This is a genomic window from Pandoraea sp. (genome assembly GCF_004297875.1).
Taxonomy (GTDB): Bacteria; Pseudomonadota; Gammaproteobacteria; order Burkholderiales; family Burkholderiaceae; genus Pandoraea.
Genome location: NZ_SCSK01000016.1, coordinates 1 through 12,587, shown reverse-complemented (window position 1 = coordinate 12,587; position 12,587 = coordinate 1). Strand labels below are relative to the sequence as shown.

At 62.8% G+C, this 12,587-nt stretch carries 13 protein-coding genes; 10 read left to right on the top strand and 3 right to left on the bottom strand.

What is annotated here, in order from left to right; all coding sequences use genetic code 11:
- Nucleotides 1–145: 145 nt before the first annotated feature.
- A complete protein-coding gene (locus EPN80_RS05950; protein ID WP_293024766.1) occupies nucleotides 146–598 on the bottom strand; it encodes an Lrp/AsnC family transcriptional regulator in 453 nt (150 codons plus the stop codon).
- A gap of 125 nt (nucleotides 599–723) precedes the next feature.
- On the opposite strand from EPN80_RS05950, the gene EPN80_RS05945 reads away from it, so the two are divergent.
- The 9 genes from EPN80_RS05945 to EPN80_RS05905 all read left to right on the top strand — a co-directional run bounded on the left by EPN80_RS05945 (nucleotide 724) and on the right by EPN80_RS05905 (nucleotide 10,091).
- A complete protein-coding gene (locus EPN80_RS05945; RefSeq protein ID WP_293024764.1) occupies nucleotides 724–1,347 on the top strand; it encodes a LysE family translocator in 624 nt (207 codons plus the stop codon).
- 652 nt (nucleotides 1,348–1,999) lie between these two features.
- Nucleotides 2,000–3,142 (top strand): branched-chain amino acid ABC transporter substrate-binding protein, encoded by a 1,143-nt coding sequence (locus EPN80_RS05940; RefSeq protein ID WP_293024762.1) that lies wholly within the window; start codon nucleotides 2,000–2,002, stop codon nucleotides 3,140–3,142.
- Nucleotides 3,143–3,209: 67 nt separating this feature from the next.
- A complete protein-coding gene (locus EPN80_RS05935) occupies nucleotides 3,210–4,139 on the top strand; it encodes a branched-chain amino acid ABC transporter permease (protein ID WP_293024760.1) in 930 nt (309 codons plus the stop codon).
- Entirely contained in the window at nucleotides 4,136–5,311 is a 1,176-nt protein-coding gene (locus tag EPN80_RS05930; RefSeq protein ID WP_293024758.1) for a branched-chain amino acid ABC transporter permease, read from the top strand. The genes EPN80_RS05935 and EPN80_RS05930 overlap by 4 nt, the downstream gene beginning before the upstream one ends.
- A complete protein-coding gene (locus EPN80_RS05925; protein WP_293024756.1) occupies nucleotides 5,308–6,093 on the top strand; it encodes an ABC transporter ATP-binding protein in 786 nt (261 codons plus the stop codon). The genes EPN80_RS05930 and EPN80_RS05925 overlap by 4 nt, the downstream gene beginning before the upstream one ends.
- Nucleotides 6,090–6,797 carry an ABC transporter ATP-binding protein gene (locus EPN80_RS05920; protein WP_293024754.1) on the top strand — a complete coding sequence of 236 codons (708 nt, stop codon included), beginning with the start codon at nucleotides 6,090–6,092 and terminating at the stop codon, nucleotides 6,795–6,797. Before EPN80_RS05925 ends, EPN80_RS05920 begins: the two co-directional genes overlap by 4 nt.
- Before the next feature lie 24 nt (nucleotides 6,798–6,821).
- Nucleotides 6,822–8,111, top strand: coding sequence for an amidase (locus EPN80_RS05915; RefSeq protein ID WP_293024752.1), 1,290 nt, complete (start codon nucleotides 6,822–6,824; stop codon nucleotides 8,109–8,111).
- 55 nt (nucleotides 8,112–8,166) lie between these two features.
- Nucleotides 8,167–9,471, top strand: coding sequence for a M20 family metallo-hydrolase (locus tag EPN80_RS05910; RefSeq protein WP_293024750.1), 1,305 nt, complete (start codon nucleotides 8,167–8,169; stop codon nucleotides 9,469–9,471).
- A gap of 59 nt (nucleotides 9,472–9,530) precedes the next feature.
- A complete protein-coding gene (locus tag EPN80_RS05905) occupies nucleotides 9,531–10,091 on the top strand; it encodes a cupin domain-containing protein (protein WP_293024768.1) in 561 nt (186 codons plus the stop codon).
- 36 nt (nucleotides 10,092–10,127) lie between these two features.
- On the opposite strand, the gene EPN80_RS05900 is transcribed toward EPN80_RS05905, so the two are convergent.
- Nucleotides 10,128–10,265 carry a hypothetical protein gene (locus tag EPN80_RS05900; protein WP_293024748.1) on the bottom strand — a complete coding sequence of 46 codons (138 nt, stop codon included), beginning with the start codon at nucleotides 10,263–10,265 and terminating at the stop codon, nucleotides 10,128–10,130.
- A gap of 34 nt (nucleotides 10,266–10,299) precedes the next feature.
- On the bottom strand, nucleotides 10,300–11,196 hold the full coding sequence (locus EPN80_RS05895; RefSeq protein ID WP_293024746.1) for an MBL fold metallo-hydrolase: 897 nt from the start codon (nucleotides 11,194–11,196) through the stop codon (nucleotides 10,300–10,302).
- 313 nt (nucleotides 11,197–11,509) lie between these two features.
- Here EPN80_RS05895 and EPN80_RS05890 point away from each other — a divergent pair, with 313 nt between their 5' ends.
- The gene (locus EPN80_RS05890; RefSeq protein WP_293024744.1) at nucleotides 11,510–12,436 is read left to right on the top strand and encodes an AraC family transcriptional regulator; all 927 of its coding nucleotides are present in this window, start codon (nucleotides 11,510–11,512) and stop codon (nucleotides 12,434–12,436) included.
- Nucleotides 12,437–12,587: the final 151 nt, after the last annotated feature.

The following is a 12,587-nucleotide window of genomic DNA, read 5'->3' as shown; positions in this document are numbered from 1 at the left end:
TCGTCTGTCAGCTCAATCCCCGGGGCCACTCGCAATTGCTCGCTCCAATGCAAACCGAAGTAGACCATTGGAGGAACTCAAATCAATTAAGTTCACTCAAGAATCAAACACTACACTAGCTCGTTTGCCGATCAGGCAATGCCCTCTACTCGTCCAATTGCGCAGGGCTGATCGGCTTATGGCTGACCTGGGTCGACAGCACGATGGCGCTCGAGGTCGACCCGAACGCGTTGAGCTCTTCGATAATGCGCTGCAAATGCAGCACGTCGGTGGCAAGCACGCGCAATACCGCGCAATCGTCGCCGGTCACGGTGTGGCACTCGACGATCTCGGGCCGCGCCTTCGCGAACGCCTCGTACGGCCGCCCGGCCTGGGCCCGGATCCGGATCACCGCATCGATGGTGTACCCGAGTTTGGCCGGATCGACGATGGCGCGATAGCCGGCGATGACGCCCTGTGCTTCGAGTCGCTTGATGCGCTCGGACACGGCGGGCTGGCTCAGATGCACGCGCCGGCCGATTTCCGCGTGCGAGGTGCGTGCGTCCTGCTGCAACAGCGCCAGGATCTTCCGGTCATGGCGATCCACTTTGATATTCATGGCAAAACGGCGAAAAATCGAATGGATGACACGGTTTTCCTTCGAAGAAGCATGAGACGCCCATTAAAAAACGCGCGATTTGCCGATACATTACAGGAATATTCCTTTATCGCGCGAGTCCCGCCATGCACCTGAAAATCTGGTTGATCTTCGTTGTGACCACCGGTCTCGTGTGCTTCACGCCCGGCGTCGCGGCACTGCTGGTGATCGCGCAAGGCATCTCGCACGGCATGCGCCGCAGCTACTGGGCGATTGCAGGTATTGCGCTGGCCAATTCCATTTATTTCGCGCTATCGGCGACCGGCCTGTCGGCGCTGATCGTCGCCAGTCACGAGGCGTTCGCCGCGGTGAAATGGGCCGGCGTGGCCTACCTCATTTACCTCGGTGTGCGCGCGCTGCTCAACCGCTCGAGCGCGCTGAGCATCCGCACGTCCGGGGTCACCTCGCTCAGCGGGCCGCGCGCGTTGGCCCAGGGTTTGATGGTGGAGCTGGCCAACCCGAAGGCACTGCTGTTCTTTCTGGCGCTGCTGCCGCAATTCGTCGACGTGCACCGGCCGATCTGGCTGCAGATGCTGATTTTCGGCCTGACGACTTTCCTGCTGGATCTCTGCTCGTATTCGTTCTATGCGTGGCTCGGCGCGAAAAGCCAGGGGATCGTCGCCGACCGCCGCTGGGCCGGCGCCGCCGGCCGCGCCGCCGGGGTGGTGCTGATTGCCGCAGGCGTGTTGACGGCGTTTGCGAAGGCTTGAGGCAGTTCGAGCGCCCGGTATCGATCGCAAGGCGCCCCCGGTCTTTCGCTTGACCCTGGTCAAGCAGCATCAGGCCGTGCTTTCGCTTGCCCATCACAGGGGTGCGAGAGGCCGCCGGCACTGGGAGGCGGCCATTGAACGCCGTTGTCCGGTGTTCGGCCGAGCCCCCCGAATTTCTCCAAGCCCGATCAGGCAAGCGCCGCGCCATCACGGCATTCGCGAATTCACCCGTCAACGGCGTGCCATCGCCATTCTCCGCAATTGCCGAGCTCATTTCCCCCCAAGTCTCCCGAGGCTTTGCGTCGTGGGCGCGGCAGAATAAGCCAGCGCTCTTAACGGGCCCCGATTTCAGCCCGATCACGTTCTCGCCCAGCGGGCCCTCCCCTTCCATCAACGGATTCAACGCCGCCAATGCACTGATTCAGGTCCCGGCGACGCCAGTACGCACTGGCATTGTGCGCGCCGGGTCAAGGCGGTGCGCGCACGCGCCGCTCGACGTCGCCGCGGCCTCGAGCCGGCGTGCGAATCAGTAGTAATCGGGATATTGGCACATGTCTTGCTCTGTTAGATTAAAGCTGCTTGAACGCAGATCAACCAACTTGAACTCAATGAAAGGGGAACATCCGTGAGCATTAAGAAGCTTTCGAAAGTTATGGGACTCGCAGCGCTCAGTTGGTCATTGCTGAGTGGTTCAGCGTTCGCGAAGGATGTCGTCAAGATCGCGTTCATTGGACCGCTGACCGGCGGTGTGTCGTCGATTGGCCTGGGCGGGCGCAATTCCGCAGACCTCGCCATACGCCTGCGCAATGCGGATCCGAAATCGAAATATCAGTATCAGCTGGTGGCGTTCGACAGCGAATGCAAGCCGAACGTGGGCGTGCAGGTCGCCACCCAGGCCGCCTCGGACGACAGCATCATCGCCGGCGTGACGAATTTCTGCTCTGCCGTCGCGGTAGCCAGCGTGGATGTGTACCACCGTTTCCACCTGCCGGTCATGGTGTGGGGGGCCGTGCTGCCCGATATCACCTATGCCCATAACTACAAGGAAGTCCATCGCATCAACGGCACCATGATCAATCAGAACGATGTTGCCGCGAAGTTCATGACGGGCCTCGGCTACAAGAAGTTCGTGATCATTCACGATACGACCGACTATGGCAACGGCCATGACAAGTATTTCAGTGCGGCGCTGACCAAGGACGGCGGCAAGATTCTCGCCGACATCGGGGTGTCGGCCGACCAGCAGGACTTCACGACCGAGCTGACCAAGATTCGCGAACTGAAACCGCAAGTCGTGTATTTCGGCGGACTCACGCCGGTCGGCGTGCGTATCCGCACGCAGATGGAAAAGCTCGGCATCAAGGCCCAGTTCGAAGGCACCTCGGGCATCAAGTCGGACGCCTACATCAGCGGCGTGGGTCCGGCCGTGGCCGAAGGCTCGCTGTCGTTCCTCGAGGGCGCGCCGACCGATAAGCTGCCTGGCGGCGCCTATTTCCTGGCCAAGTACAACGCCCAGAAATACGCCGAACCGCCGGAAGCCTACGGCGCATTTGCCTTCGCGGCTACCAACCTGATCATCGATGCGATCGAGAAGGACGGTCCCAACCGCGCCAAGGTTCGCAGCACCCTGAACCAGATCAAGGACGCCAATACGATCATCGGCAAGGTCACGTTCGACGATCATCGCCAAAACATCGTGCCGCTGATCACCAAGTATGTCGTGCAGGACGGCAAGTGGGTGGTCTGGGAAGACAGTCTGTATGCGAAGGGGCAACGCAAGCTCAAGGGGCTGTAATCCCTTTGGCGGCGCGGCGCAACCCTTGCGCCGCGCCCTAGAATGACCCCCGCTCGACGAGGCAACGATGGATGCGTTAGGGCAGTATGTCGTCAACGGGCTTATGCTCGGCATGATTTATGCAATGGTCGCGGTCGGCTTCACGCTGTTTTTTGGCGTGCTCGACGTGATCCAGTTTTCCCACGGCGACGTGCTGATGGTCGGCGCATTTGCCGGCCTCACCGCGACGCTCGGCGTGTCGGCGCTCGGCATCACATCGCCATGGCTGCAACTGGTGGCCGTGGTGGTGTGCGCGACGCTTTTTACAGGCTTGCTGGGTGCGGCGATCGCTCATTTCATGATTCTGCCGCTGCATCGGGCGCCGCCGCTCAATACATTGCTTGCAACGTTGATGCTCGGCTCGGTGCTGCGCGAATGCGTGCGCCTGTTCTATCCGGACGGCGCCAATCCGAACACATTTCCGGCGCTGCTGCCAAGCTCCTCAGTGAAACTCGGCAGCTTCGCGCTGCGCGTGGACAACATCATCCTGCTGCTCGCGGGGCTTGCCGTGATCGTCGGCCTGCATCTATTGATTACGCGGACCCGACTTGGTCTGTCGATTCGAGCTGTCGCGCAGGACGGCGAAACCGCGCGACTGATGGGCGTCAACTTCAGCGCGGTGGTGCTGCTGACGTTCGGCTTGGGGTCGGCGATCGCCGCGCTGGCCGGCGTGATGAACGGTCTCTACTACAACGAGATCAATTTCAACGAAGGGTTGCTGCTAGGGGTGATCGGCTTTTCGGCGGCCATCCTGGGTGGGCTTGGCAACGTCTATGGCGCGATTCTTGGCGGCTTTCTGTTCGCCGCGCTCGAGGTGATCGGCAGCGCGGCGCTGCCGGTGCTGGTGCCCGACATTCCCAGCGCCTACAAGGATGTGTTCGCGTTTGCCGTTGTCATCATCCTGATGACATGGAAGCCGACCGGACTGATTGCCGAACAAATGAGCGAACGCGTATGAGCACCAGACCCCCTTCTACCGCAGGCGGCCGCAGCGGCGTTATCCTCCAGGTCGCGCTGACCGCTGCCCTGGCGGTTTATCTGTGGCTGTTCCTGCAGGCCAAGTCGCAAATCGAGGTATGCGTGCTGCTGGCACTCGCAGCCGCCGCGGTATTTGCCGCGAGCCGCTCAGGCCTGACCCGCCGCATCGAGGCGGCGTCGCTCGCGAACCCGCGGGTCGGACCGTGGTGCGCGCTGCTCGCCACACTCGCACTGATCGCCGCATTCTACGATGTGCACTATGTGCTGCTGCTGATCTGCACCGTGCTGCTCTTCTCGACCGCCTGTCTCGGCCTGACGGTGCAGTTCGGCTATGTAGGCATCGCGAATTTCGCCGGCGCCGCCTTTTTCGGGATCGGCAGCTATACGATCGCCGTGCTGGCGGCCCGAACCGGCATCTCGCACCTGTTGCTGATCGTGCTAAGCGGTGTGGTATCAGCCGCGATCGGCTCGATCCTGATTCTGCCGGTGCTGCGCACGCGCGGCCACTATGCGGCGCTGGTGACGATCGCATTCGGGGTGCTGTTTCATACCTTCATCGAAGTCAACAACATGCTTGGCGGCCCGCAAGGACTGCACCTGCCCGGCATCTCCACATTCGGTTATGCGTTCAACGACGGTTTCGAGCTGCTCGATCAGGACGTTTCGTTCTACGTCCCGTATGCGCTGCTCAGTCTCGTGATCTTCGGCGCCGCGTATATCACAATCAAGCGGCTCGAGCGATCCTGGATCGGCTTGAGCATGGATGTCGTGCGAACCGACGAGACCGCCGCGGCGGCCTTCGGGATTCACATTGCCCGCTGGAAGGTGGTCGCTTTCATGCTCGGCAATTTCCTGGCCGGCATAGCCGGCAGCGTGTACGGAATGATGATCGGCTTCGTGTCGCCCGACAATTTCACCTTCAGCGACTCACTTCTGCTCGTATCGATCGCGGTACTCGGCGGCCTGGGCAATCCGCTCGGCCTGGTGCCTGCGGCCTTCATCGTCCTGGTATTGCCGCAGAAGCTGCAGTTTATCCAGGAGTACCGCGTCCTGTTCTACGCGGTGGTCGTGATCGCGATTCTGCTGTTCCGCAACGACGGGCTGTTGCCGCGCCGGACCCGCCGGTTCCTCAATAACGAGGCGTCGCAATGAGTGCACAACCTCCCCTGGTGAGAGCCCAGGACGTGACCATGCGTTTTGGCGGGTTGACCGCGCTGGATAATCTTTCGCTCGAGATTCGCGCAGGCGAAGTGCTTGGTCTGCTCGGACCGAACGGTTCCGGCAAGACCACCTTCTTCAATGTGCTCACCGGCATCTACAAGGCAAGCTCAGGTACGATCCGCTTCGAGGACAAGCTGCTGACCGGCCTGAGTCCGCAGGAAATCTACCGCGCGGGCATCTCCCGCACGTTTCAGCGCTCGCGCCTGTCGTTGCCGCTGACGGTATTCGACAATATCGTCATCGGCGACTACCAGCATCTGCGGCGCGATTTGGTCTTCAACCTGTTCCGCCGCGCCGCTTTTCGGGTCGAATACGAGCAGGCCGTCGAACGGGTGCGCCAGCTGCTGGCGATTTTCAGTCCGCCGCTGCTCAAGCGACTATTCGAGCCGGTCGGCACATTCTCGATGATCGACCGGCGCCGCATCGAGGTCTGCCGCGCGCTGATGAGCAGTCCGCGGCTATTGCTGCTCGACGAACCGTCAGCTGGCATGACTCACGATGAAACCCATACGCTGATGGACGATATCCTCGAAGTGCGCGGCAAGCTGCGCAACCTGACGGTCGTGCTGATCGAGCACGAAATGAACGTCATTGAGCGCGTCACCGAGCGCTGCATCGTATTCAGTTACGGCAAGAAGATTGCCGACGGCAGCTTCGAGCAGATCACGGCAGATCCGGTGGTGCAAACTGCCTATCTGGGGGAGGCCGAATGAGTTATCTGCAAATTCGCAATCTGCGCACGGGCTACGATAAGGTGGACGTGCTGCACGATATTTCGATCGACGTCACGCCGGGCAAGATCACTTGCATCCTGGGCGCAAACGGCGCGGGCAAGAGCACGCTGATCCGCGCGATTCTGGGCCTGACGCCGCCGCGTGGCGGGCAAGTGCTATGGGACGGCACCGATCTCTGCGGCGAAAAAACCCATCGCATCATCGCAAAGGGCATCTCCTGTATTCCGGAGGGCCGCAGGGTGTTTCCGCGCATGAGCGTCGAAGAGAACCTGATGCTCGGCGCCTACCTCGAGAAAGGCGGCGCCCGGGTGCGCGAGCGCATCGAGCGCGTATACGAGATTTTTCCGCGCCTGCGCGAACGGGCGCGTCAGCTCGCCGGCACGATGTCGGGCGGCGAGCAGGCAATGGTATCGATCGGCCGTGGTCTGATGGCCGCGCCCCGGCTGCTGTTGATCGACGAACCATCGCTTGGGCTCTCGCCGCTGTTCGTCAAGGAGAACTTCAAGGTCATCAAGCAGATCAACGACCACGGTACTACGGTGCTGCTGGTTGAACAGAACGCTCACCAGACGCTGGCGATTTCGCACCATGGCTATGTGTTGTCGCAGGGACGCGTGGTGGCCTCCGGCACCGCGCAGCAGTTGAGCGAAAACAACGAAGTGCGTGCAGCCTACTTCGCGTAGGCGCCGGCACACAGGAGATTCGATATGAGCGACATGCTGGCCTTGAGCGTGCGAGAAATCGCGCGGCGGGTGGCGCAACGCGCCTTGAGCGCCGAGGCGATCGCGCGGACCTATATCCAACGGATCGAAGCGCAGGAGCCGGTGCTGCGCGCCTGGCAATATTTCGACGCGGCGCAGGCGCTCGCGCAGGCACGTCGCATCGACGAGGCAGGCGCCGCCGGACTGCTGGCTGGCGTGCCGGTGGCCGTAAAGGACATGATGGACACCGCCGACATGCCAAGCGGCTATGGCTCGCCAATCTACGCGACGCATCGTCCTGCAACCGACGCGGCGGCGGTAGCCGCAGTTCGCGCGGCCGGTGGAATCGTACTGGGCAAAACCGTGACTACCGAATTCGCGACCTTCCAGCCGGGGCCGACCGCCAATCCGCGCTCGCCCGACCTGAGTGCTCCGCACACGCCCGGCGGTTCGTCGAGTGGTTCGGCCGCCGCAGTATCCGCCGGCATGGCGCCGATCGCGTTCGGCACGCAGACGGCAGCCTCGATCGTGCGGCCTGCCTCTTTCTGCGGCATCGTCGGCTACAAACCCACCTTCGGCACGCTGCCGACGGCTGGCGTCAAACCGCTGGCGCCGAGTCTCGACACGCTCGGTGTGCTGAGCCGGAACGTCGACGACGCGGCGTTCTTCGTGGGAGTCCTTGCGCAGCGCGAGTTCGTCATCGAAAAGACCGGTGCGCTGCGCGTCGGCATCTGCTCCACGCCCCACTGGGATGCCGCGACGCCGGCCAGTCGCCAGGCGCTGAGCGACGCGGCGGGTTTGCTCGCGACAGCCGGCGCCGTGGTTTCCCAAGCGGCGCTGCCGCGTGCATGCAGCAATCTCGCCGAGGTGCAAAGTGCCATCATGAGCTATGAAGCATGGCTGGCATATGCGCCCGAGTACTACACGCGCGCCAACGATCTGAGTCAGCCGTTTCGCGACGTGCTGGCTGCGGGCGCCGCGCTGGGTGGCGCTCGCTATGCGGCACTGCAGAATGAGGCCGAGCAGGGCCGCTATGCACTCGCGACGCTATTCGACCGGTTCGATGTGCTGCTCGCGCCGAGCGCGCCCGGCGAGGCACCCGCGGGGCTGGCTTCCACCGGCGATCCGCTGTTCAGTCGCATGTGGACCCTGCTGGGCAATCCTTGCGTGAACGTGCCGATCGGTCTTGGCCCGGCCGGATTGCCGATCGGCGTGACCGTGATCGGACCGCGCTGGCGCGACGAAGTAGCGCTGTCGGCCGCCGCTCGGCTCGAACAGGCCGCGGGCGCGCGCTGATGTGCGACGCCTCGGCTCTCCGCATTCAATCGACGCACTCTCAGGCAATCACAAGATGACCAGTTCAAACGTCAGTTACAGCGCTGCCGATGCAGCGGCGCGCACACAGGACGCAGTCGACAGCCGTCGGCTCGACGAAGCCATCGACGCGTTGGCCGCGTTCGGCGGACGCACTGATGGCGGCGTCGCCCGTGAAACATTGACCCCGGTGGATCTGCAGGCACGACGCCATTTGATCGAGCGCGCCCGCGCACTGGGCTGCGACGTCAGTGTCGACGCGTGCGGCAATCTGTTTTTCCGGCGCGCGGGGCAGCAGGCTGATTTGCCGCCGGTGCTCACCGGCAGCCATGTCGACACCCAACCGGTAGGTGGCAAGCTCGATGGCGCCTATGGCGTGATCGCGGGACTCGAGGTCATCCAGGCGCTGAACGATGCTTCGATCGCGACGCGGCGCCCGGTTGAAGTGGTCATATGGACCAATGAAGAGGGGGCGCGCTTCGGACCGGGAGCCATGGGCTCGAGCGCATTCGCCAAGCCCGAGCGCCTGACGGGTTATCGCACCTCGCGGGATGGCACCGGCGTCACCTTCGGCGATGCGCTCGACGCGGCACTGGCACAGGTCGTCGATGTCACCAGTTGCCCGCTCGGCCACCCCGTCCACGCATGCGTCGAACTGCATATCGAGCAGGGGCCGGTGCTCGAGGCGGCCAATGTTCCGCTGGGAGTCGTGACCGGCATCCAGGGCGTGCGCTGGTTCAGCGTCAAGATCTCGGGGGCGGCCGCCCATGCTGGCACTACGCCGATGGAGGTACGGCGCGACGCGATGCGCGCGGCAATGGAGCTGGCCAATCGCTTGTACGCATGCGCCGATGCGGTGCGCGCTCAAGGGTTGCGCATGACACTCGGCCGGTGGCGCGTCGACCCGAATTCAATCAATACGATTGCCGGCGAAGTGGAATTCACGGTCGACGCGCGCTGCGTCGACGAAGCGGTGCTGGCCGGCTTCGAAGCGTCGCTACGGGATGCCGCGACCAATCTCGATGCGGCCGACGGCTATGCCGCCCAGGTGCAGAGCCTGTTTACGCGCGGCATGACGCGCTTCGCACCGGAGATGGTCGAGCTCATCGAGCGCGGCTGTGCCCGCGCGGCCGCCAATGCGGGCGAGCAAGCGCCGATACGGCTCACATCCGGCGCCTTCCATGATGCGATGTACGTCGCCGACCTGTGTCCGACCGCGATGATTTTTGTACCGAGCCGCGCGGGCATCAGCCATAACGCCGCCGAGTATACTGAGCCCCGTCAGCTTTATCTGGGCGCCCAGGCGCTCGCCTACGTCGTGGCCGAACTGGCCTGCCGGTAACCTGTCGAGTTCGTACTATCTTGAAAACGTCACACAGCGGCGCCCAGGCGCAACCTGCGCTGGACGACACTGTCGCCCCCCAGGCATTGCTCGGTGGCCGCTTGCGCCACGCCCGTCGCATGGCGGGACTGACGCTGCTGCAGTTGGCGCGCAAGGCCAATTGCTCGGAAAGCCTGATCTCAAAGATCGAGAAAGGTAGTGTCACGCCTTCGCTGGCCACGCTGCATCGGCTGGCGGTCGCGCTGCAAACCAATATCGCTGCGCTGACCTCGCCCGCCGAGCCTGCCGGTGGCCCGGTAATGCGGCAAGGCGAGCGACCGGTGATACGCGGCGGCGGCATTGCGCTCGAGCGCGTCGTGCTGCCGAACCGCAACGGCCTGCTACAGGCGAACATTCACATTCTCGATCCGGGTGAAGGTAGCGACGGACAGATTGAGCATATTGGCGAGGAAGTTGGTTACGTGCTCGAAGGCACCGTCGAGCTGACCTTGCGCGACGCAAGTTATATCCTGCACGCGGGGGACGCATTCACCTTTACCAGCGAAATACCGCACGGCTACCGCAACGCAGGCGACACCACGGCGCGGATCCTGTGGGTCAATACGCCGGCGACCTATTGAAGACGATGGCGCTCGCCGGCGGCAGCTTGCCCGCCATCATCTTGCGCCGGTCCAGCCTGCGGCCACCGCCTGCAGCACGACGATGTTGTACCTCTCGACGATGTCGATAACCTGGCATTCGATATTGGCCGGACACTCCTTGATCAGCGACGGCTTGACATGCCGGGCCGGCATGGCCGGCGCGGCAGATTCTTCGGCGCGGCGCGTGCTATTGCGGCCACACCATGTCGCCCTTGACCACCTTCGCACCCAGCGCAAGCCAATCGGTTTCGGGCAAGCCGGGATAAGCGGCCTCCATCGCACCGATCAGTGCTTTCGCGTCGGGGGCCTTGGTGAGTTCCTGATCAAAGCGCTGGAGATACTGCTTGGTAAAGACAACCGCGCCGACACCGTCCGGACGTGCGCCGAGATAGTGTCCAGGTATCACTCGCAACGGGTGCAGCGCCAGGATCGAGTCGAGCGTGGCGATCCAGTCGGCGCGCGCCTGAACCGTCTGCGTGTCGGCCACCCAGACATGGGTGCCGCTGAAGACCACGGCGCCGCCGGCTACCGTGCGCAGGCTCGGAATATAGACATAACTGCGCGCCGGCGTGGGGCCGTCCAGCCCTTCGATCAGGATGCGCCGGCCGTCGAGCATCAACCGGTTGCCGTTGAGCGCGGTCGGCACGATGAGCGTTTTGGGCGCGTTCTTTCCAATGATCGGGCTCCAGTAGCGCAATTTGCGGTCTTTCAATATGCGAATCGCGGCGACGGTCTCGGGTGTCGCCAGGATTGGCGCATGCGGAAAGGCCCGGTGCAGAACACTCAGGCCGAAGTAGTAATCCGGATCGCTATGACTGATGTAGATCGCTTGCAGATGCCGGCGCGTGGCGCGGATCATACGCACCAGGCGTCGCGCATCGTTGGTCTGGAACTGCGCGTCGATCAGGATGGCATCGCGCGGTCCGGTGACGATCTCGGACGACACCGGAAAGATCGATTTCGTGCCGGGGTTGTAGACGGTGATCGACAGCGGCGCCTTGGTGGCGGCAGCGCTGGCGGAGCCGGCGATCAGGCCGAATGCGATGGCGGCCAACGCCAATGCACGAGTGATTTTCAGTGGCATTCGGGTGTCTCCAGTGGTTTTTGTCGATCGAGGCGGAACGCCGCCCCACAGACCATACGAGTGACAGGTCAGGTCGACAAGGTCGCGCCTTGCGTTTTAACTGTCCCGGATTTCGATTTCGCGCAGAACGCGTCACGCGAGTGTCGAACGCCTCACGTTGTGGGGTATGTCCCGCGTTGACAGTTTCGCGGGCGCGATGTTAACGTCGACGCCGAAATTCGGCACTCGATCCGGTCAACCCGCGACATAGCCAACAGCGCGCAGTCGCTTCGATCATCCTCGAGCGCCAGTCAATGCCGCAGTGGAGCATCGCTTGGCCTTACCCATTCTTCCTTACGTGCCGCAGTCGGCGTCCGCCGTATCTATCGAGGTGCAACGCCTGGCCCAGGATCACGTCATGCGCACCATGGCGCCGCACGGCCATATGTTTTTCGAGTTGATTGTCGTCATCGCCGGGAACGGCAGGCATATCGTCGACGGCCTCGATCACGAAGCGCTTGCGGGAACGGTTTTCGTGTTGCCGCCCGGGTCGATTCATGATCTGCGCAGTTTTGCCAGCGCGGACGGATGGGCGATCCTGTTCCAGACGGACAGCGTTGATCCAGACAGCCCTCATGGTTTGGCCCCGATCGATAATCTGCCGGTCGGATTGCTGTTCGATCTGTTTCGCCAACCGGTATTGCAGATGCTGCGCCCCATACAACTCGATGCACTCAGCTTGGCGCAGGTCACCGGCCTCATCGGCCGCATGCATGACGAATTGAACGGGCGGCAAGAAGGGTATGTCCACGCCGCGCGCGCTGCGCTGCAACTGCTGCTGGTAACCCTGGCGCGCAACGCGCCATGGCTAGGTGCGGGGGCGCTAAACACCACGCCACAGGCAGATCTGGTTTCGACGGTATTTGCCGACATCGATCGCCACTTTCGCGGTGCCTCCCTGCTGAGTCAGGCATCGTCCCGACTGGGCTTCAGCGGCGGCTACTTGACGACAAAATTACGCCGCCTCACCGGACGCACCTATGGGGAATGGGTTATCGAGCGACGCATGATCGAGGCCCGGCGCCTGCTGGCCACGACGCAAATGAGCGTGGCGGATATCGCCCAGGCACTCGGCTATGCGGAGGTCGAGTCGTTCATCCGACGCTTCCGTCTGCACCATGAATTCACGCCATCGGCCTGGCGGGAACGCTCCCGGACACCGACACCGCGCGAAAGCGAAATTCGGACAGTCAAAACATAACCCTGGACCTGTTGATCTCTTTCCCCGGCGCCTAGTGCATTGAATCATTGAAATTGGATGTTTGATGCCCATATGCTTGGGCATGCAAAGAACGATGCTGACGAGCGAACAACGTACCGATCTTGAGGCCGTCATGCGCAAGCGCTACGGC